18 protein-coding genes and 1 tRNA gene are annotated in these 22,549 nt (G+C 42.9%); 15 read left to right on the top strand and 4 right to left on the bottom strand.

The window, feature by feature from the left end:
• Positions 1–39 precede the first annotated feature (39 nt).
• A complete protein-coding gene (locus tag HY064_06675) occupies positions 40–327 on the top strand; it encodes a methylenetetrahydrofolate reductase (GenBank protein MBI3510329.1) in 288 nt (95 codons plus the stop codon).
• 75 nt (positions 328–402) lie between these two features.
• Here the strand turns inward: HY064_06675 and HY064_06670 are convergent, their stop codons facing one another.
• Positions 403–1,347, bottom strand: coding sequence for a T9SS type A sorting domain-containing protein (locus HY064_06670; protein MBI3510328.1), 945 nt, complete (start codon positions 1,345–1,347; stop codon positions 403–405).
• 379 nt (positions 1,348–1,726) lie between these two features.
• Here HY064_06670 and metF point away from each other — a divergent pair, with 379 nt between their 5' ends.
• Complete coding sequence (metF, locus tag HY064_06665; GenBank protein ID MBI3510327.1) at positions 1,727–2,680, top strand: methylenetetrahydrofolate reductase [NAD(P)H]; 954 nt, start codon at positions 1,727–1,729, stop codon at positions 2,678–2,680.
• Positions 2,681–2,852: 172 nt separating this feature from the next.
• On the opposite strand, the gene HY064_06660 is transcribed toward metF, so the two are convergent.
• Positions 2,853–3,218 (bottom strand): YraN family protein, encoded by a 366-nt coding sequence (locus tag HY064_06660; protein MBI3510326.1) that lies wholly within the window; start codon positions 3,216–3,218, stop codon positions 2,853–2,855.
• 92 nt (positions 3,219–3,310) lie between these two features.
• Between HY064_06660 and HY064_06655 the strand changes: the two genes are divergently transcribed.
• Both HY064_06655 and HY064_06650 read left to right on the top strand, forming a co-directional pair.
• Positions 3,311–3,949, top strand: coding sequence for a DUF4412 domain-containing protein (locus HY064_06655; protein ID MBI3510325.1), 639 nt, complete (start codon positions 3,311–3,313; stop codon positions 3,947–3,949).
• 81 nt (positions 3,950–4,030) lie between these two features.
• A complete protein-coding gene (locus tag HY064_06650; GenBank protein ID MBI3510324.1) occupies positions 4,031–4,768 on the top strand; it encodes a hypothetical protein in 738 nt (245 codons plus the stop codon).
• 66 nt (positions 4,769–4,834) lie between these two features.
• Here HY064_06650 and HY064_06645 read toward each other — a convergent pair whose 3' ends face one another.
• Positions 4,835–5,758: an LD-carboxypeptidase gene (locus HY064_06645; GenBank protein MBI3510323.1), complete on the bottom strand. Its 924-nt coding sequence runs from the start codon at positions 5,756–5,758 to the stop codon at positions 4,835–4,837.
• Positions 5,759–5,788: 30 nt separating this feature from the next.
• On the opposite strand from HY064_06645, the gene HY064_06640 reads away from it, so the two are divergent.
• From HY064_06640 to HY064_06605, 8 genes are all read left to right on the top strand, one after another.
• Positions 5,789–6,403, top strand: a complete 615-nt coding sequence (locus HY064_06640; protein ID MBI3510322.1) for a hypothetical protein — start codon at positions 5,789–5,791, stop codon at positions 6,401–6,403.
• 53 nt (positions 6,404–6,456) lie between these two features.
• The gene (gene metG, locus HY064_06635; GenBank protein ID MBI3510321.1) at positions 6,457–8,619 is read left to right on the top strand and encodes a methionine--tRNA ligase; all 2,163 of its coding nucleotides are present in this window, start codon (positions 6,457–6,459) and stop codon (positions 8,617–8,619) included.
• Positions 8,620–8,670: 51 nt separating this feature from the next.
• Positions 8,671–8,742, top strand: a tRNA-Arg gene (locus tag HY064_06630).
• Positions 8,743–8,869: 127 nt separating this feature from the next.
• The gene (locus HY064_06625; GenBank protein ID MBI3510320.1) at positions 8,870–10,051 is read left to right on the top strand and encodes a phospholipase D family protein; all 1,182 of its coding nucleotides are present in this window, start codon (positions 8,870–8,872) and stop codon (positions 10,049–10,051) included.
• Between the two features lie 93 nt (positions 10,052–10,144).
• Positions 10,145–10,465: a helix-turn-helix transcriptional regulator gene (locus tag HY064_06620; protein MBI3510319.1), complete on the top strand. Its 321-nt coding sequence runs from the start codon at positions 10,145–10,147 to the stop codon at positions 10,463–10,465.
• The gene (locus HY064_06615) at positions 10,462–12,072 is read left to right on the top strand and encodes a class I SAM-dependent methyltransferase (protein ID MBI3510318.1); all 1,611 of its coding nucleotides are present in this window, start codon (positions 10,462–10,464) and stop codon (positions 12,070–12,072) included. Before HY064_06620 ends, HY064_06615 begins: the two co-directional genes overlap by 4 nt.
• A 192-nt stretch (positions 12,073–12,264) precedes the next feature.
• Positions 12,265–15,639, top strand: coding sequence for a T9SS type A sorting domain-containing protein (locus HY064_06610; GenBank protein ID MBI3510317.1), 3,375 nt, complete (start codon positions 12,265–12,267; stop codon positions 15,637–15,639).
• A 3-nt stretch (positions 15,640–15,642) separates the two neighbouring features.
• A complete protein-coding gene (locus tag HY064_06605) occupies positions 15,643–16,170 on the top strand; it encodes a DUF1697 domain-containing protein (protein MBI3510316.1) in 528 nt (175 codons plus the stop codon).
• A 6-nt stretch (positions 16,171–16,176) separates the two neighbouring features.
• Here HY064_06605 and HY064_06600 read toward each other — a convergent pair whose 3' ends face one another.
• A complete protein-coding gene (locus HY064_06600; GenBank protein MBI3510315.1) occupies positions 16,177–17,001 on the bottom strand; it encodes a hypothetical protein in 825 nt (274 codons plus the stop codon).
• Positions 17,002–17,204: 203 nt separating this feature from the next.
• Between HY064_06600 and HY064_06595 the strand changes: the two genes are divergently transcribed.
• The 3 genes from HY064_06595 (at position 17,205) to HY064_06585 (ending at position 22,546) form a co-directional block, all read left to right on the top strand.
• Positions 17,205–18,581, top strand: a complete 1,377-nt coding sequence (locus tag HY064_06595; protein ID MBI3510314.1) for a hypothetical protein — start codon at positions 17,205–17,207, stop codon at positions 18,579–18,581.
• A 157-nt stretch (positions 18,582–18,738) separates the two neighbouring features.
• Positions 18,739–21,477 (top strand): gliding motility-associated C-terminal domain-containing protein, encoded by a 2,739-nt coding sequence (locus tag HY064_06590; GenBank protein ID MBI3510313.1) that lies wholly within the window; start codon positions 18,739–18,741, stop codon positions 21,475–21,477.
• A gap of 7 nt (positions 21,478–21,484) precedes the next feature.
• Complete coding sequence (locus HY064_06585; GenBank protein ID MBI3510312.1) at positions 21,485–22,546, top strand: PorP/SprF family type IX secretion system membrane protein; 1,062 nt, start codon at positions 21,485–21,487, stop codon at positions 22,544–22,546.
• The last annotated feature ends 3 nt before the right edge of the window (positions 22,547–22,549 follow it).

Raw genomic sequence — 22,549 nt, 5'->3', positions numbered from 1 at the left:
ATGTACTTTTGCTTCCCGCATTGCTCAAGAAGGAAAACCATGAAAGTCACCGACCATTTCAAATCTGCGAACTCCACTTTATTCTCTATAGAAATTCTTCCTCCTTTGAAAGGGAAGAGCATCAGTTCTATTTACGAAGGCATCGATCCGTTGATGGAGTTCAAACCATCGTTCGTGGATGTGACGTATCATCGCGAAGAATACGTTTACAAAAAACGTGACGGCGGTTATCTCGAAAAAGTTTCCATACGAAAGCGCCCGGGCACGGTGGGAATTTGCGCAGCGATCATGAACCGTTATCATGTGGATGCGGGAACAGAGCGATGAAGAAGTGACGAAGTGCCGCTCCAAAAAAAACGCCCTCTTCGGAATGAAGAAGGCGTTACACAGAAAAATATTTTTTTATTCTACCGATAATTTTCCTTTTGCGATCACTGCATTTTCGCTGGTGATATTATAAAAATACATTCCGCCGGCGAGTCCTTCGCGATCCATTACAAACGTATCGCCATTGAGTTGTTCCACCTCGCGTACTTTATTTCCGGTGGCGTCATAAATGATGAGCGTTGCATTTTTCAATTGCATGTCATTGAAATGAAATGTGGTTTGATCGCTGAATGGATTCGGAAAAATATTCACGGAAGAATTTGCCGTTTGTTCTTCCACTCCTGCAACTCCGGTGAAAGCAAGATCATCGATCGTGAAAACGGTTCCGACATGTCCGGCTGTGTTAGTGGAATAAACACCTGCAAAGATCACTGCTGTATCCGGAGTAAGTCCGGAGAGATAAGGAAGCGGAATACTGAAAGAGGTCCATGCTGCTGCCGCTGTTCCGAAATAATAGTTCTGCAGATTCACGATCGTGTCGCGCGTGCCGGTAACGGAATTCCATTTTGTAAATATAACTGCAACAGCTGCGGAATCGCCGCCTGCAATAGCCAGTTTACGGAAACCGGTAAGATTTGCAGGACGCTGGTTGAAGGCATAACCCATTGCCCCGCCACCGCCTAATGCAACATTTACGACATTGGTTGCAGAAGGATCAGAAATTACTGCGCCCATCACCGTGTCTCCGGCATTGCTTACAGCAACAGACATCTGCACAGCATACGTGCCACTATGTGAGTTGGTAGTTTGTGCAGTAGTGTTTACAACATAAGTTGGATTCCCGAAAAGGTTATTGAAGTAGGACTGAATCACATCGGTGGTGATCCATCCCTGCGGAACCAAATAGGTATGCGGGCTTTCATTGTTATTCACCCAGGTTTCAAAACCGGGATTGGAAATTTGTGCAAATGCAGATGCACAGAATAAAAAAGAAGAAATAGAGAGTAGCGTTTTTTTCATTGGAGTTTTTTTTGTTTAGGTAAAAGTACGAATAAGAAAGAGTATGATACAATGGGCCACATCAGCAGTCAGGGAACGGAGTTCGGAATGTGCGGACTAAGAGGCTGTCTAAATTTCATCCTTCTGTTTTGTTATGCGCCATTTTTATTCATCCTTCGTTGCATTTCTTGGCCGTAGTCGCTCCACTATGGCCTGCAAAATGCGCCTCGGCTGAACAAAAATGGCATCATAACAATTCCAAAAAATGAATTTTAAACAGCCTCTAAGAATTACCATGCGACTGACTTTTGAATTCCTGATAATCGCTAATATTCCAAGCTCAAATTTCTCAGTTCTCATTTCTCTCCCATCTCATGTCTAATGTCTATTTTTGCATCCCATGAAAGTCACCGATCAATTCAAAGCTGCGCAGTCCACACTTTTCTCTATTGAAATTCTTCCTCCATTAAAAGGGAAGAGCATCAACTCTATTTACGAAGGCATCGATCCGCTGATGGAATTCAAACCTTCGTTCGTGGATGTGACGTATCACCGCGAGGAATACGTTTATAAAAAACGCGACGGCGGTTATCTCGAAAAAGTTTCCATTCGCAAGCGCCCGGGCACGGTGGGAATCTGCGCGGCGATCATGAACCGTTATCATGTGGATGCGGTTCCGCATATTATCTGCGGCGGATTCACAAAAGAAGAAACAGAAAGTGCGCTCATCGATCTGCAGTTTTTAGGAATAGAAAATGTTCTGCTGTTGCGCGGTGATGCGATAAAAACTGAACCGACTTTTGTTCCTGAGCCGAACGGGCATCAGTACGCGATCGATCTTGTGCAGCAGGTGGTGGAAATGAACAGCGGAAAATATATGCACGAAGATGTGGTGGACATGGCGGCTACGCAATTCTGCATTGGCGTTGCGGGTTATCCCGAAAAACATTTTGAAGCGCCGAATATGGTTGCCGATCTGAAACACCTGAAAGCAAAAGTGGACGCCGGCGCCGATTACATTGTAACACAAATGTTCTTCGACAATAAAAAATATTTTGAGTTCGTGGATCAGTGCCGTAAAATGGGAATTACCGTTCCTATCATTCCGGGTTTGAAAATTCTCACCGGCAGAAAACAGATCCTTTCGCTCTCTAAAATTTTCAAGATCGATATTCCGCAGGAACTTTATGAAGAAGTGGAAAAATGTGAGGATGAAAAAAAAGTGAAGGAGCTCGGGATCGAATGGTGCATTCAGCAATCGAAAGAATTAGTGAAAGCGAATGTTCCGTGTTTGCATTTCTACACGATGGGAACGAGTGAAGCGACAAGAAGAGTGGCGGAAAAAGTTTTCTAGGGGAACGAATTGCGAACTCGACGGTGAAAGACCGTCGTACGAAAATGCGAAGTGCGAAAATGCGAAGTGCGAAGAACGAACTTGCGAAATTCGAAATTCGCACATTTGAGTTTCGCATTTTCGTACCCGCTTTTTCTGCGGGATTTCGGAGTTCGTTCCCAAGTGCGGGAAATCATCCTCCGTAAGGCGAAAAAGCCCCGGCAATATGCTGCGTCGTCAATCTATTATTCGCTCTCACAATTCCCACCACATCAAAACGAACTTCATTCGTGAGATGCTTGTGCTGCAAATAAAGATTCGCCGCGCGGACAAGACGCGATTGTTTTTTTTTATTCACGAACATTTCCGGTTCACCGTGCCTGTTGGTAGAACGCGTTTTCACTTCCACGATCACGAGTTGTTCTCCATCCATTGCCACGATGTCAATTTCAAGATGAAGAAAGATCCAGTTTACATCGAGAATATGATATCCTTTACTTCGCAGCAAACGCACCGCTTCGAGTTCGCCCCATTTACCAATAGAAATTTTTTCTTCCATGCCGCGAAACTAAGCAGAGATTGGCACAGTATTCGTTTGTAAATGTGTAATCCTCCCTTTTTCGTAACTTTATTGTCACAAACCACACACCTATGCTCCGTCGAATTCTCCTGTCCCTGCTTGCAATCCTTCCATTCACAAATTTCCTTCATGCACAGACATTCGAAGGACTGATGGAATTCAAAAAACAATCCGGCAAGGAAGTCACCAATTATGTTTATTACATCAAAGGCGACAAAGTGCGCATTGACGAATTTGCGCCGGACTCACGCATCGTATCCGGAAGTTTTATTGTCGATACAAAAGCGATGACGATGATCTATTTGCTCCCCGACCGGAAAATGTGGGGAACGCGCACTTCCAAGAGCGGGATCGCTGCGCCTGCAGGTGCGGTGGTAACGGCAACGAAAAAAACAAAAGATCTTTTCGGTTATAAATGTGCCGAGCAAGTTGTGAAATGTGCGGCCGATACTACGCAGATCAGTTTCTGGATCGCTCCCGGAAAATTCAATTTCTTCCTTCCTATGCTGAAACTGATTAACCGCCAGGAAAATTTTTCTACTTACTATCTCGCGATCGCCAACCTGAAAGCCGGCTCCATGCCTTTGCTCGCTATTGAATCTAATCTCAATGGCGTAGAAAGAGGAAGACTGGAAGTGACCCGCCTCGAAGCAAAAGCCATTGCCGATAATATGTTCGACGTGCCGAAGGATTATACGAAGGTGGAATAATTCAAGGATTCAATGATTCAAAAATTCCGGAGTATGGAATTCATTTTTTGAATCATTGAATTTTTGAATTTCAAATCAGGAATGAAATTTTTTATTATAACCATCTTCTTGTTTTGCGGCTTCATTGCTTTCGGGCAAGTGAATGCGTTGCGCAAAATTGATAATGAACTGACTGCTTCCATAAAAAAAGAAATTACTTCTGATGAAGGTATCCGCGATAGTTTAGCGACTGTATTTCAAAAATTACTTCTGAAAGATCTGGCAGATCCCGTCACATTCACCGGTTCGCTCGACAGTTTATCGAAGTGGGTGGAAATAAAATATTCTGCCGACAACCAGATAAAATTTTACAGCTGGGATGATTACACCGGCGGAACCTGGCACAACATCAATTGTGTTACGCAATTCAGATCGGAGAACGGAAAAGTAATTGTACAACAATTGAATTCCGGGAACGAAGGAGAAAAAGATCTTTATACCGACAGCGGAATTTACGAAGTGCACGTGGTCACGATCAATGGAAAAACTTCTTATCTCACTTTCGGCTGGGGAACTCACGGCGCGGGAATGCAGCACAGCATCGTTCGTGTTTTCCAGGTTACCGGGCCCAAACTCACAGATTGCACTTCCTGTTTTGCAAATGACAGCGACCTGGTGATCGAATACCCGAGAGCTTATAATTTAAAACTGAATTTCGATCCGCTTACCAATGAGATCAGTTACACAGAATGTATAGAAATTATTGACTCCGTATCTCCTCAACCAATCGGGAAAACAATTGTTCTTCAATTGCGGGATGGAAAGTTTACGGAGAAATAATTTGAAATTTTTAAAAATAGTGCGAGGGTCATTGCGAACAACGTGAAGCAATCTTGCGCGTAAGGATCAAATCTTCGAATCTTCAAATTCAATATTGGAAATATTACTGCCGATATCCAGTTTAATTTTTTCTCCGAAGATCATTGAATAATTCTCCTTATCGTGCCCCGCAGGAAATCCGTAACACACAGGGAAATTATATTCCGCAACGTGCTCTTCAATTATTTCTTCTGCACTTTTTCCGAATGGAATGGCGTTGTCTTTCATTTCGCTCATTCCGCCGACGATCAATCCTTTCAGTCCTGCAAATTTTCCTGCGCGTTTTAAACTCAGCATCATGCGATCAATGTGATAAAGATATTCGTCGAGATCTTCAATGAAAAGAATTTTTCCGTTCGTGTCAATATCTGAAACGGAATTCTGCAAAGCATACAGCAAAGAAAGATTTCCCCCCACAATTTCCCCTTCGCAAATTCCTTCGCGATTCTTCACCGGCGTTTTATTCTCGCACCGGTACGCGAGCGTACGCCCGGCGAGCGCGTGGAAGAGCGTGCGCGTCGAAAATTCATCGAGATGAAAATTGATCGGCATGGTCGCATGCAAAGTTGCAATGTGAAAATTTGTATGAATGTGCGAATGCAAAACGGTAATGTCGCTGTAACCGATGATCCACTTGGGACTCTTCTGAAATTTTTTGAAATCAATTTTGTCAATGATGCGCAATGTTCCGTATCCGCCGCGCGCACTGATCACCGCTTTGATTTCCGGATCATCAAGAAAATTCTGGAGATCTTCGGTACGTTCTTCATCTGTTCCCGAAAATTGGTTGTGATTGCCGAAAAGATTTTTTCCGAGCGCCACATAATATCCCTCAGCTTCAATTTTTTTTATGGCAGATTCTATTTCTTCGCGCGAAATTTTCCGCGCCACTGCACAAATTCCGATCGTGTCGCCGGGTGATAAGAAAGGAGGAATGATAGTTGCAGGCATGGTTAGAGGAAATAAAAGTAACTTTCTGGAATGAAATTCCCGTTCATTCAGCGAAATTTGTTGGGTGCCTTTTTCTTCTATCTGATCTCATCAAGTTGCGCTCCTAAAGAGCAGTGCAATTGTAATTCGAATGAACTGGCAGAGGTCAGATATGATTCAAGTATTCAGGCTGGAAAAAGTAAGTATGCGGATTATCTCAAACGTTTCAATGAGTTACCACTCGTCGATGAAGATCATTATTGCGTAAGGTTTATTTTTTCAAGCTCGTTCGGTTATGGGAAAGTTTATCGTCTCGAACAAGTCAATGACCAATGGATGTTGTTTACCAAGCAATTTGATATTAAATATCAGAGTGACAACGATTCATTGTCAAATATTCGACAGAAAGCAATACCTGAAAAAGATGGGGAAGCGATAAAAAAGATGATCTCAGATTCATGCTTTTGGACAATGAATTCAGAGGAGTCTCGCGGTAGAGCTATTTTAGATGGTTCAGGATGGACATTGGAGGTTTTTGATCCTGAAGGAAATTCCTGTACCGGGAAAAACTATCATATTGTGAGCAGTATATCGACTGAATCCTCACACCTCTATTCGATCAACGCTGCTATTATAAAATTTGAACCATTGCCGTATGAATGGTAATTTATTGAGCTTCGCATACACATTTTATAAATGAGTAATTTCGTCACTCATTTATGAATTCACCCAAACGATACACCGTAACCGCCGCGCTCATTTATGCGAATGGCCCCATTCACATTGGCCATCTTGCGGGATGCTACCTGCCTTCGGACATTTACGTGCGCTACCTGCGCGCGAAAGGTGAAGATGTTTTGTTTGTGAGCGGAACAGATGAACATGGTGTTCCCATTACGCTGCGTGCGCGCAAGGAAGGTTTGACTCCGCAACAGATCGTTGACAAATATTACAGCGTGATAAAAAATTCTTTCCATGATCTCGGAATTGAATTCGATATTTATTCACGCACTTCACGCCCGATCCATCACAAAGTTGCCGGCGATTTTTTCAAAACGCTTTACGATAAAAACATTTTTACTGAGCAGACCACTGAACAGTATTACGACGAAGAGGCGAAACAATTTCTCGCCGATCGTTACATCGTTGGTACATGCCCGAATTGTAAAAATGAAAATGCGTATGGCGATCAGTGTGAAAAATGCGGCACTTCACTTTCTCCTGAAGAATTGATCAATCCGCATTCAACATTGTCCGGTTCGAAACCAACTAAACGCCCGACTAAAAACTGGTTTCTGCCGCTCGACAAACTTCAGCCGCAACTTCAAAAATATATTGACAGTCACAAAGAATGGAAAGCAAATGTTTCCGGCCAATGTCAATCGTGGCTGAAAGATGGTTTGCATCCGCGCGCGATGACACGCGATCTCGACTGGGGCGTGAAAGTTCCGCTGCCGGAAGCTTTCGGAAAAGTGTTGTACGTGTGGTTCGATGCGCCCATCGGCTACATCACTGCGAGCAAAGAATGGTTTGAACAACCGGAAACAAGAAATAAAATTTCTTACGGTGGAAAACCGAAAAGTGATAACTGGAAAAAATACTGGAAAGTTCCACCGGTGAGCGTGAAAGGAAAAACTTCGGATGAACTGGAAGAAACAAAACTCATTCACTTCATCGGCAAAGACAATATTGTTTTTCATTGTTTGATTTTCCCGGCGATGCTCATGGCTTACAACGAAAATTTGTCGCCCGAAGAAAAATTTATTTTGCCCGACAATGTTCCCGCGAATGAATTTTTAAATCTCGAAGGACAAAAAATTTCCACTTCGCGCAACTGGGCGATCTGGCTGCATGAATATTTAAATGAAATGCCGTGTAAGCAGGATGAATTGCGTTATGTGCTTACGGCAATTGCTCCCGAAACAAGCGACGGCGATTTTACCTGGGCGGATTACGAAGCGCGTGTGAACAATGAACTGGCTGCGGTGTTCAGCAATTTTGTGCACCGCACGATGGTGCTCACACAAAAAAATTATAACGGAAAAGTTCCCGAAGCAAAACAGTACACGAAAGAAGATCTTCATGTGCTTGGTGAAATTTCAAGATTTCCGGAAAAAACAGGCGCGGCAATAGAAAATTTTAAATTCCGTGAAGCACAGCAGGAACTGATGAATCTTGCGCGCGTTGGAAATAAATATCTGTCGGATAACGAGCCGTGGAAAAATCCGGATGCCGAGCGGGTGAAAACAATTCTCAATGTTTCATTGCAGATCTGCGCGAATCTTTCCATTTTATGTCAGCCGTTTCTTCCCTTCACAGCAGAAAAACTGCGCAGCATGCTGAATATTTCCGGAATGAATTGGTCGAGCGCAAAGAATACGAATCTGTTGACGGTAGGACATCAGCTGAATCAACCGGTGATGCTGTTCGCGAAAGTGGACCCTGAATTATTGAAAGTGCAATTGAATAAATTAGCGGAAATAAAAAAGGCGGCAGACGCTGATTCAAAATTGAACATTCAAAATTCAAAACCGAAAATTCCAGTGCAAAAACCCGAGACTACCTTCGAAGATTTTTCGAAACAGGATATTCGTATCGGAACAATTATCGCTGCAGAGAAAATGCCGAAGAGCGACAAGCTGCTGAAATTAATTGTGGACACCGGCATCGACCAGCGCACGGTGTTGAGTGGTATTGCAAAATATTATTCGCCTGAAAATATTATCGGGCAACAAGTCACCATTCTTGTAAATCTTGCTCCGCGCAAAATGATGGGCGTCGAATCGAACGGAATGATATTGATGGCGGAAAATGAAAAAGGAGAATTGAGTTTTGTTGCGCCGACGGAAAAGAATATTGGTAATGGCGGAATGGTAAAATAATGTGGCGATATTGCCAATTTGATAATGTGCTAATTTTGAAGATGAATTTCAGGTCCTGTAGTTCAATGGATAGAACGGAAGTTTCCTAAACTTTAAATCCAGGTTCGATTCCTGGTAGGACCACAATTTTTCTCAATGAGGTAGTTCAATGCCCGCCCGTACCGAACGGTACGTTCGGGCGGGGATAGTAGCCAAATTTCCCAACACTTTATTCCTACATTTGTTGAAATTTTATCGCATAGTATAGAGTATGAACATTACACTTTTAGGACAAGGATTTGAGGCCGCATCAGAACATTCAGTTGGTAAACAGCTAATCAAATTCTTTGCAGACAATAACTTTCGCACCTTCACAGGTATATCTGCATTTGCAAGTCAGGCAGGTGTAAACGGACTTTCAAAACATATTGCAGCAGCTAAAAAGCATCTCAACATTATTACAATCGTTACAGGCGTTGACCAAAAGGGAACTTCACAAGAAGCATTATTAGCACTTCTCAATTTGGACATAAACGCTTTTGTTTTTTACCAACCTTCATTCACAATCTTTCACCCGAAAATTTATTTGTTTGAAGGTGACTACAAATCAGAACTCATAATCGGTTCTTCCAATCTCACATCGCAAGGACTATTCACAAATGTTGAAGCATCGTTACTTGTAAGCATTGACAATTCAGTTGAGTCAGACAGAAAAATTGTTGAGCAACTAAAAGATTATTTCAAAGGCATTTTTGATTTCACCGACCCGAACCTGAAAAAACTCTCAAAGAAAATTATTGCTGACTTGGTGAAAGCTAAAGTTGTTCCGACAGAAGCAGAACGAAAAGCAGCACAGGACAAAGCAGAGAAATCGAAAAGGACAGAAACTGAAAACATCATTTCAAAAATATTTCCGAAGAGAGCAATCGCAAAAATCCCGACCGAATTCAGAGGAACAAAAAAAACAGTAACCATAACATCATCTGCTGCTGTTGTTGTTGGTAGTATTTCCAAGAAAGGTGAGTTGCTTTGGGAAAGCGGTAAACTCACCGAAAGAGATTTGAATATTCCGAAAGGGTCAAACACGAACCCGACTGGTTCAATGCTTTTCAAAAAAGGCAAGACTAAAGGCATTGACCAACGCCATTATTTCAGGGACGCCGTTTTTACTTCTCTCAAATGGAAGAGAGATACAAAGCCAGAAACATCACATCTTGAAAGAGCAGAAGGAACTTTCAATATTGTAATTGACGGCAAGCCGTCAGGCAGTTTTAAACTTACGCTCACACATAACCCTCGAACCGATACCCGCTCCTACGAACAGAAAAACTCAATGACTTCAATAAGTTGGGGAGAAGCCAAGAAAGTGATTGCAAAAGATAACCTCATTGGTAAGAATGCCACTCTATATAAGACCAAAAAGAAAAGTGAGTTTACTTTAGAAATCAAGTAAATATCTTTCAGCTCAATCTTGTTGAAAACTCTTTTCGGAAATATTTTTGTGGCTCATTTGTAAGTAACTACCTTTGGACTGAAGTAGTCCAAAATGAAATTAGAAAAAACATTCGGCGAAACAGTAAAGAAACTTCGTGAGGAGCAGAATCTTCCTTTGCGTGAAGTTGCGAAAGCATTGAGTATTGATACTTCAATGTTGGGTAAGATTGAGAAGAACAATCGCAAGCCGACCAAACAACTGATAGAAAAGTTTGCAAAATATTTCAAAGTAAGCGACAAAGATTTACTGATAACTTTTTTGAGTGATGCAGTTGCTTATCAGATAATGGACGAAGAAGATTTGTCTAATGAAGTATTTAAAGTAGCAGAAAAAAAAGTAAAATATTTGAAAACAAAAAAAACCGACCAATGAAATTAATTACAGAAGCATCAGCCGAAAAATTAAGAGGCGGTTTTTACACTCCCGAACCAATTGCAGAATTTGTTTTGCGTTGGGGCATCAATGGCACCACTGACTTTGACATACTTGAACCAAGTTGCGGTGATGGTGTTTTTTTAGAACAACTGCAAAAGCAAAAGTTCAAATACAAATCAATCACAGCAATTGAACTTGACCAAGAAGAAGCAGAAAAAGCAGAGCAAATAAATTTAAAGAACAAACAAATCATAAATGATGATTTCCATACTTATTGCAACCACACAGAAAAAAGATTTGATTTAGTTGTTGGTAATCCGCCTTACATACGATACCAGTTTTTTGACAGAGAACAACAAGTTGAGGCAGGAGATATTTTTATCAAAGCAGGTTTGACTTATTCCAAACTTACAAACGCTTGGGTTTCGTTTGTCGTGGGTTCATCGCTTCTGCTCAAAGACAAAGGTGGAAAAATCGGTTTCGTTTTGCCAGCAGAAATTTTACAAGTTTCGTTTGCACAACAGTTGAGAAATTTTCTTGCACATTTCTACAACAAAATCAACATCATTTCATTTGAGAAATTAGTTTTCCCAAACATTCAACAGGAAGTTGTTTTACTTCTTTGCGAAAAGAATAATTCTAAAGAACACAACATTGAACACATTGAGTTGCGTGATGCAAGCGAATTGAAAACGCTTGATGTAGCACGGTTAAAAAGCCCACAAAAGAAAATTGATTTTAAGAGCAACAAATGGACTTTCTACTTTTTAGAGCAAGGCGAAATTGATTTTTTAGAAAATATTGCAAAGCGTAGAAATATTCCAACGCTTGAAAAATTCGCAAGAGTTGAAGTTGGAATTACAACAGGTTCAAACGACTTCTTTACAGTTCCATTGACAACAGTTGAAGAATATGACTTGCAAGATTACGCAAGACCAATGGTTGGAAGAAGTGTTCAAGTGAACTCAGTAATCTTCACCGAAAAAGATTGGGAGAAAAACAAACACTCAAAAGCAAAAGCACACTTGCTTGTTTTTTCTGACCGAAAAAATTTAAACAAGAAAAACGGAGCAGTAAAATATATTGCACACGGTGAAAGTTTAGGAATTCACAAAGGATATAAAACTGGAATTCGTGATGATTGGTTTGTAGTTCCTTCTTTAAAAATTTCGGATGCCCTATTCATCAGACGAAACAATCTTTATCCGAGATTGATAATTAACCAAGCGGAAGCATATACAACCGATACAATGCACAGAGTTTTTGTGCGACCGAACACAAATATTAAGGCAATGACAGCAAGTTATTACAACTCACTTTCACTTGCATTCACAGAAGTTTCGGGAAGAAGTCACGGAGGCGGTGTGTTAGAGTTAATGCCAAACGAAGCAGAAAGAATTTTGCTTCCTTATCATTTGGACAATGCTGCTTTGCTTCCACAGATTGACAAACTCATTCGCAACAAAACCGACATTGAAGACGTTTTGAAAATCACAAACCAAATAATTTTGAAAGAGCATTTCGGTTTGACACAAAAAGAAATAAAGTTGGCACATAACATTTGGAAAAAACTTTCTTACAGGAGACTGAATAGGGGAAAGTAAATATGCCTTGAATCTAAAAAATAAACAAACAGTGACAGCAACTAAAACGAAATAAATAGAAACAATGCCGTTAAACATAAAACAAAGGTTTGCAGTTGTAGGTAATGAAATTATTTTACCACCTGTTTGAGTTTTGGATTTATCTTTTGTCTCTGGGATTTTCCCTAAATTCACTTCTCTAAACCTCCGCTCTTGAAAAAATTTTACCCGCTCATCATCGCCGCAGTTTTTTTCTGCGCATCAGGTTCTGCTCAATCCTCTGCTTCTTCGAAGAAAACAACTTTCCGCGAAGTGCAGCATTCTTATGAAAAAAAATTCACGGATCAGAATACCGGCAATTCTTCGAATGAAGAATATCTCCGTTACAAAGAATGGGAATGGTTCAATGAGCAACGCACTTTTCCCGGCGGAACTTTTCCCGATCCGGAAATTCTCATTCGTGAATACCGGAATTACCGCAACACGCTCGCGCAAACACGCACGGGCGATACACACACGCAGACGGCGAACTGGATCTTTCTCGGGCCCGATGTTGTTCCTGCAAATGGCGGAGGCGCAGGAAGAATAAATTGTATGGCCATCGATCCTGCGAATGCGCAGAATATTTTTGTGGGTGCAGCGTGCGGCGGATTGTGGAAATCTATAGATGGCGGCGCAACCTGGTCTTCGAATACCGATCTTCTTCCTGCAATAAGTATTTCTGATATTGCCATTGATCCCGCGAATACACAGGTCATGTATCTCGCAACCGGGGACAAGTATGGAATTTATTTTTCCGAACAAACATGGGGACAATATTCTGCGGGAATATTAAAATCGACAGATGGTGGTGCTACGTGGAATACAACTGGAATGAATTATTCTCTTTTCAATAACGCTATCATTCAGCGCCTCATCATCGATCCGTCGAACACGAATATTCTTTTCGCTGCTACTAATTCCGGAATTTTCAAAACGACTGATGGAGGAACAACATGGAATATTATCCGCAACGGAAATTATTACGACATAGAAATGAATCCGTCGAATGATCAGATTATTTACAGCGGCGACAGTCTTACATTCATTCGCTCCACAGACGGAGGTACAACGTGGAATGTGATCAGCGGACTTTTTTCCAATGGAAGAATTTCCATCGCTGTAACTCCTGCGAATGCAAATGATGTGTATGTGTGGAGTGTGGGAGGCGGATTTTATTTTTCAACTACTTCCGGCGCTTCCTTCGTGCCGAAATCCGATCCTTCTTTTGCAGCGCAGCCCTATGGTTATGAAGATAAAGTGCTCGAAGTTTCTCCTGTGAATGCGAATGTGATCTTCGTTGGCGGAATGCTCATTGCCCGATCCATCAATGGCGGAACGAACTGGGCGACGGTTTCGAACGCAACAACTTTTACAGCGCCGAATTATGTGCACTCGAATGAACACGCGCTTTTATTCGCGGCAGGAAGTGATTCTACTGTTTTCTCCTGCAACGACGGAGGAATTTTTAAAACAATAAATCGCGGAACAAACTGGAGTGATCTCAGCAATGGCCTTGCGATCAAACAATATTATCGTCTCGGTTCTTCTGCACTCACGCCGAATTTAATTTACGCCGGCGCATCCAACAACGGAACGGATCGCATCACGGCGGTGAATACCGCAACACGAGTGAATAGTTCGGAAGGAATGGAATGTCTCGTTGATTTTACCAATGATAATATTGTTTTTTCCTCGCAGGAGAATGGCGCGTTTTTCAAATCGACAGATGGCGGAGTAACTTTCAATTCCATTCCTGTTACCGGTTGCGACTGGACTTCGCCTATGATCATGGATCCGAATGATCACAACAAAATGTATGCAGGAGGAAATGATATTTACGAATCGACCGACAATGGAAACACGTGGTCGAATCTCACCTTTGGCGGACTCGACGGAAGTTGTGTTTACTCATTGGAGATCTGCAGTTCTTATCCGAATTATATTTACGCTGCTACGTTCGGAAATCTTTATCGCACAACAGACGGCGGAATTACCTGGACGAATATTACCGGAACACTTCCGGTTTCAAGTGCGGCTATTTCAGGGATCACGATCAGCGATGTGAATCCGGATGCGGCGTGGATTACTTTTTCCGGATTCTCCAATGGAAATAAAGTTTATTACACCAACAATGGCGGAACGAACTGGAGTAATTTTTCCGGAACGCTGCCTGATGTTCCTGCGAATTGCATAGAATTTCAGAATGGAAGTAATAATTTATTGTACCTCGGAACAGATCTCGGCGTTTTTTATCGTGATGCTTCCATGAGCGACTGGTTGCCGTACAACACCGGTTTACCGAATGTGATCATTGATGAACTGGAAATAAATTATGGCACGAGTAAATTGCGCGCCGCTACTTACGGACGAGGAATGTGGGAAAGTGATCTGCAAACTTCCACCGTACTCACGCTCGACGCCAGCGCCTATTCCATTTTGTATCCCCCGCTTTCATTATGCGATTCCGTTATCGCGCCGCTCGTGCGCATACGCAACGCGGGAATGACGGCGCTTGATTCAGTGGAAATTCATTGGAGAATGGATGCACAATCGTGGCAGATGATGATGTGGTATGGAAATCTTGCAACGCTTGCTACTGCAAATGTTTCTCTTCCCGCATACACGCTCACTGCGGGCGCGCATACGTTCGATGTTTTCACTGCGAATCCGAATGGCGGAACAGACATGAATAATTATAACGATACACTTTCAAGAACATTCACACTCATCTCTCCCACTCCCGCAGGATCTGTTCTTCCGCCGGTAGTGGAAGGATTTGAAACCACTTTATTTCCTCCTGCAAACTGGACGATCGAGAATTCAACCAATCTCCTCGCACGATCAACTGCTGTGGGCGCTTACGGATTATCTTCTGCTTCCATGTTTGCCGATTTTTACAATATAGCAGCCGGGAACGACAAGATGATCTCACCGTACATCGATTTTACCAATGTAATGCCACCGATACGTTTGCGTTTTGATCTTGCTTATGCACCTTATGATTCAGTTTACATCGACACATTCGCCATCGATCTTTATTCCGATTGTTCGGGAATAGGAGAACGCATTTACACGAAGTCGAGTTTCCAGATGAACACCGCAGGACTCACCGGCGGAGTTTTTGTTCCGAACATTTCCCAATGGAGAAGCGATACGCTGAATCTCGATTCACTTGCCGGGCATTTGCCAATGGAAATACGTTTCCTCGCCATCAGCGGTTATGGAAATGATCTTTACATCGACAACATTAATCTAACCGGGAACATGGTGGGAATTGCACCTTATGAAAATAATTCTTCGCTGAACATTTATCCGAATCCTTCTTCCGGTGAAATAAATATTCAATTGCACTCTTCTTCGGAAAGTAAAGTGGAAATTCATGTGTGCGATGTAACCGGAAAAACAGTTCAGGAAAAAAACTTTTCTGCGAATGAAGGAATGAATTATTTTTCGCTCGATGTTTCTGCGTTGAGCGACGGGATTTATTTTGTGAAAGTGCTGCAGGATGGAACAATGACAACAAAGAAAATTTCGGTAATACGTTAGGTGATGACAAAATACATTGCTTTCCTGCGCGCGGTGAATGTGGGCGGGCGCGTGGTGAAAATGGAAGAACTGAAAAAGATCTTCGCATTACCCGGCTTAAAAAATATTTCCACTTATATCCAGAGCGGGAATGTGATCTTCGAAACGAATGAAACTGATGTAACAAAACTGAAGAAAAAAACAGAAACTGCGCTGAAGAAAAATCTCAGCTACGAAGTACTCGTGTTTTTAAAAACCATTCCTGAAATAAAAAAAATCATTGGTGAAAATCCATTCACAAAAAAAATGGAGGGAATGCACTTGTATGTTTCCATGCTGTCGGGAATTCCGTCGAAAGAAAATATTTCTTTGCTCGATGCTTACCGTGCAAAGGAAGAATGCTTTGAAATAAAAGGGACAACCGCTTACCTGCTTTTTCCTCCGAAAACCTATGGCCAGACAAAATTGTCAAACTCCACGATTGAGAAAAAATTAAAAGTTCAATCTACAACGCGGAACTGGAATACGATGAATAAGATCATTGCGCTGTAAAATTTCCTATTCCCCGTAAACGATAATTCTCCGCGTTACAAAAACCGATTTATCCACATTGCGGATCTCCGTTTTTTTGATCCAGTTCCCGCGCGTGTCATACACGTACACGTACACATACCCGTACTCAAGCGTTCCATTGGAATGGTAAAAATTCTTTACCACTTCATCCCCTCGCACATTGGTGGAATCGAACAGCGTAAAATTCCGCGTGCTGTCAACGTAATAAAAATAGCCACGATCGGTCCGCTTGTCATTGCTGCCAATGAAATAAGCTGAATCAGTTATCTTCATTTTTGAATCGTAAATTTTCGTATCACTTTTCAGATGCGGGGTATCATATTCATAAACAGAAACACCCGTGATATTTCCTTTCGAATCAAATTCAGTATCGAATATTTTATTTGAATCCGGGTACAAGCGGGCATAACTCTTCAGTAGAATATTTCCCGGGCCGAATTCCTTTTGCATTCCAAGACGGCAACTATCATCATATACAGAAGTCCACAGATCGAGAATCCGCCCCTTCACATCTGTTTTTTTATCTTCTGTTTTGTACATCCTCTCGTTCCGTGTAATTTTTGATTCCGATTTTATCAGTCCTGTTTTTTCAAATTCCCGCCCGCCTGTTTCATAGCCGAGTGAATCGTAATACGTGATGCGGTCATCCGTAATGTCTCCGTTATAATTTCTCCGCGCAAGCTGGCCGGTGTCGAACGTGATGTATTCGATCTCCCGGATGCTGATAATTTTTCCTTTCAATCCCAGCCGGTGCAGATCACTTTCTTCCATAGGGCAAACAGAAAGATATTTTTCCTGCGGAAATTTCATTCCACAGCAGAGAAAAAAAAATAAAAAAGAAAAATATTTCATGGACTGAAGTCGCTAGCAAAGATAGTTCATCGGTCACAAAGATCTTTCCAGCGGAAATCATAACTTAGTTACACCCTAATCCGGTTGCAATGCGCCTACGATCTTTTTCTTCCACTGAAAATTACCATTGGATCTGTTTGTTCCTTGCAGTTTTTTTTCAAATGCAAAACTCTGTTGCCTGTTCCTGCAGCGGGCCTTCTTATTTTTCAAAATCGGAGTTCGACGGACAGAAATATATTTTCATAGGCAAGTGCATTTCATTTACGGAGATCGATCGTGAGAAATCGGAATCCCACGATTCGCATCTTGCAAAATTCGTGGCTTATAAAATTTACAAAGGAGTTCCCGACAGCGATGCAACATTTTCGGTTACGTGCGCTCCCGAAGATCCCTGCGGCTCTTCTTTTTCTCCCGGCGAATATTATTTCATCTGCACTTACGGAAGTTCTTACCTCTGCGATCGCTGCCGTCCAATCGGGATTTACGAAAAAGATGCACATCTCAAAAAGAAACTGAAAACGTATGTTGAGAATTTTCAGTATGACGCTTTACTTGATGAGATGGCTGCATACGAGAAAAAACACGGTTCGCTTTATGCATATTATGGATCGAAACAGAATTTTGTGAATGGGAAATTGGAAGGCCGCATTGATTTTTATTATGATGAGATCTCTTTTTCTGTTGATCCCGATACTGTAAAAACTCCGAGGACGATTTATGAATCTGATTTTTATCATAATGGGAATCTCGACAGCATGTATATGTTTAGTGAAGACGGAAAAACGCTGAAAGAAATTTCACGCTACAGGAATAATGCAGAATCTGGCTGGCAGGACGATTATTTGAACGGACATATCAGGTCGCGTGATTACTACGACAGCACCGGTAAAAGAAAAATTTCCCTGCAATATGAAAATAACGGATCATTATTTTACCGAACAGAATTTAACGACTCGGTCACTTCTTATTATAATTATGAAGGGCCGGGAGGAAGTTTGCAGCAATTACGCAAGCGCTACAATGACGGAAGCGGATCCATTCAACTATTCAGAAGCGACAGTTCGGTTTACATGCAAGGCGATATCCGAATCGAACATTCACCTGTCCGATGGAATGAGGAAATACTTTATGTGAATGAATACATCAACACCAGAGGTGAACACGTAGTGACAAAAGGAAAAGGCCATCTTACTGAATGGTACAATGATTCCATCAAAGAATTCGAAGCCGATGTTTCCGATGGAATTTTTTACGGCCATGTCTGCGAATGGTATGACGACGGACATTTGCATTCGGAAGGATTTTACAAACCTCCGGGCGACAGCAACACTTATCACAACAGTATGATCGATGCGTTGAGTGAATCTGATTATAATAAATTCGGATTCCCTTATGACTCGCTGCGTGTGTTGTATCGCGATGGAACCCTCGAATATGAATTCATCTACCATCCTGATCACAAAACCTTCACCAATAAATATTTTGAGAACGGGGAATGGAAAGAAATAGAGGAAACTGTTTTTTCAACCTGGAAATAAGGTGAATTTATCAAGATCAATATCCAATAATTAATTATTAAACGTTGGGTAATTCATTGGTATATTTTTATTTTTTGTATAAATCATGCTTTTTCAATGTCCAATAATAAAACCTTAATTCCCCAGCCCGCATAGCCCGCAGAAATACTTTTGCGGCATGAACATACGGCTCCTGTTCATATCAATTCTTTTTTGCAACTCGCTGTATTCGCAGCAAGGATGGTGGACGTGGATGCACGGAACCAACTCGAGTGGCTCTCCCGGAAATTTCGGAACTATAGGTGTGGCTGCACCTGCCAATGATCCTCCTGCTTTGTATGAAGCGGGAGAATGGACCGATCAGCAGGGAAATTTCTGGCTCTTCGGCGGACTCGACAATGGCCACAACGAACATGGCGCGTTGTGGAAATACAATTACGCTTCCGGAATGTGGACGTGGATGAAAGGCCCGCAAGCTGCACTCAACGCCGGCGTGTACGGAACGCAAGGCATACCTGCACCAGGAAATTTTCCCGGCGCAAGAAGTTGGGGAATGGCAACGTGGGTGGATGCGCAGAATAATTTGTGGCTCCTCGGCGGTCAAGGTTACGACGGTGCAGGAAATTTCGGCAACATGAATGATCTGTGGAAATACGACATCACTACGAATATGTGGACGTGGATGAACGGGCCGAACATAAATAATCAACCCGGAGTTTACGGAACACAACTCGTAGCTGCTGCTGCAAATGTTCCGCCGAGCCGTTATGAAACTGCAGCAACGTGGACCGACAACAACGGAGATCTTTTTCTCTTCGGCGGAATTACTTTTTCTCCCTCGTTCGGAAATTTAAATGATATGTGGAGATACAATGTGAGTACGAATATGTGGACTTGGATGCGCGGTGCAAATGTGGTGAGCTCTCCCGGAAATTATGGAAGCATTGGTGTTGCTGCTCCAACGAATGATCCTCCTGCGCGATCTGCTTATTCAAAATGGAAAGATGCAAATGGAGATCTCTGGTTCTTCGGCGGATCGGATGTGAACACGAATACGTTCAATGATCTTTGGCGATACAATGTTGCTGCGAATGAATGGACATGGATGCACGGATCGAATACAGCGAACGCAGCAGGAAGTTTAAGTGCGCAATGTGTGCAGGCCGCGTCGAACGATCCTGATTCGCGCAATGAAACGCGCGCATGCTGGACTGACCGCTGCGGAAATTTCTGGTTGTATGGTGGCGCGCAGGGCGGAAGTTTCTCCACCACCTTCGGCGACATGTGGTATTACAATGTGCAAACAAATCAGTGGGCATTTGTGAGTGGAGTTTCTACTCCGAATTCAGTCGGCGTATGGGGAACACAAACCGTTGCCGCTGCTGCCAATCATCCGAACGCGCGCGCAGGATCTGTTGCATTCAAAGCGCTCAATGGAGAACTCTGGTTATTCGGTGGCAGCGGAGTTTTTGGCCCCACGGCTTACAATGATCTCTGGCGTTTTGTTCCCGACACAACCGGTTGCACACCAAATACGTGCTCGCTCGCACTTGTTTCTTCTTTCAGTGCGGCGAATGGATGCGCACCGTTCATTTCAAATTTTATTAATACAAGTACGGGCGCTACAAGTTATTCATGGGATTTCGGCGACACACAAACTTCAACACAAACAAATCCATCTCACACTTACAACACACCGGGAACTTACACCGTTACACTCATCGCATCGAACAGCACAACTTCAGACACTTCTTATTTCACACTCACTGTTTTTCCTGTTCCCACTGCGGGCATCACGGGCAATGATACCATTTGCGCGGGCAGCGCGACCACGCTCACGGCTTCGGGCGGGGGCACGTACGCATGGAGCACGGGCGCTACCACTGCGCCGGTCACTGTATCACCGTTGGTGAACACCACTTATTCTGTTGTAGTCTCCAATGGAAATTGCACCGATACTGCTTTCATGAGTATCGTCGTAAATCCTTCTCCTGTCGCAAACATTACCGGCACAGACAGTATTTGTGTCGGGGGATCGACCACGCTCACCGCAACGGGAGGCGGAACGTACACGTGGAGTACAGGATCCACTTCTTCTTCGGTGAATGTGACTCCGGCTGCCAATTCTGTATTTTCGGTGATCGTTTCGAACGGGTTGTGTTCTGATACAACCTTCTTCAATGTATCCGTTTTCCAGTCCCCGGTTCCATCCATCACCGGTGATACGGTCATTTGCATTGGCGAGGCAACATTGCTCACAGCAGCCGGGGGAACAAATTATACCTGGAACAACGGGCAGAACACTGCCGCCATTCTCGTTCATCCTCCTTTCGATTCCACTTATGTCGTGAATGTTTTCAACGGCCCCTGTCCTGTTTCCGATTCTATTCACGTGATCGTTCTTCCGCTTCCAACGGTGAATGCAGGAATTGACGATACTATTCTCATCGGGAATTCAACGATACTCAGCGCTTCGGGCAATGGAAATTCTTATTCCTGGAGTCCGCCAACAGGGTTGAGTTGCACGTTGTGCCAGAACACAACCGCAAGTCCGGTGCAGACCACGACTTATTATGTGACCACCACTGATGCGAATGGATGCACGAGTGTGGACAGCGTAACGGTTTATGTAAATGAAAATTGCGGGGAAGTTTTTGTGCCAAAGGCATTTTCTCCCAATGGGGACGGGCAGAATGATTACGAATGTGTTTATGGAAGATGCATTCAGACACTCGACTTTTCCATTTACGATCGCTGGGGAGAAAAAGTTTTTGAAACCGATCAGCCGGGAAAATGCTGGGACGGAACTTTCCGCGGTGAACCCATGAACACTGCCGTATTCGTCTATTACCTGCAGGCAACATTACTTACCGGCGAAACAGTCACTAAACAGGGAAATATTTCACTCATCCGCTGAAATGAAAATGAAACAAATATTTTTTACTGCCGCTGCAGCTTTTATTCTGCCGCTGTTTTCTTTTGCACAGGATATTCATTTCTCGCAATTCTACCTCACACCGCTCACGCAGAATCCTTCGCTCGCAGGATTGCATCACGACATGCAGGCGATCGTGAATTACAAAGATCAGTGGCAGAGTGTAAGCAATTCTCCTTATCGCACGATGGCTTTCTCCTACGACATGCGGCTGAATAAGAAAAAAGCAAAAAAAGGTTTCTGTGCTGCCGGTGTGAATTTTTTCAGCGACAAATCGGGCGATTCAAAAATGACAACCACGCAGGCAAATTTTACTTTTGCTTATCATGTTTTCCTCAATAAGTATAACACGATTGGCGGTGGATTGCAAGCCGGATTTTTTCAGCGCAGTATCAGTTATTCCGATCTTACGTGGGGAAACCAATTCAACGGAAGCAATTACGACGGATCACTTCCCAATGGTGAGCCCAATGGCGGAACAACTTTTTCACGCTTTGATCTCAGTGGTGGTGTCGTATATAATTTCAATAATACTTCCGGCGATATCAAAGTGACAGACAATCATGACCTGCGCTTCACAGGAGGAGTTGCATTTTTTCATCCGCAGCATTCCGCTTATTCTTTTTATGGCAATCCTGAAAATCTTTACATGAAATACGTGGTGCATGGCAACGCGGTCATCAGTATTCCGAATTCGAACATTGCTGTTCTCCCGGGATTCATGTATTACCGGCAGGGGCCCGCGCAGGAAATTTTTGCAGGATGGCTGGTGCGTTACAAATTAAAACAGGACAGTAAGTACACGGGTTTTGAAAAGGGTGCGGCATTTTCACTCGGCGCTTTTTATCGTGCGAAAGATGCCATTGCAGTTTGCTCGCTGCTTGAATATTCCAAATACGCGATCGGTGTGAGTTACGATGTGAATATTTCCCCACTGCGTGCAGCAAGCAGCGCCAGAGGCGGCATCGAGATCACACTTCGTTTCGTGAATCCGAATCCGTTCCTGTACCAACAGTTCTATCGGCAAATATCGAGTCCCATCATTGATTAAAAA

The sequence above is a fragment of the Bacteroidota bacterium genome (assembly GCA_016194975.1).
In the GTDB taxonomy this organism is placed as follows: Bacteria; Bacteroidota; Bacteroidia; order Palsa-965; family Palsa-965.
The sequence above is the reverse complement of the archived record's forward strand: the minus strand, read 5'-3'. Positions and strand labels throughout refer to the sequence as shown.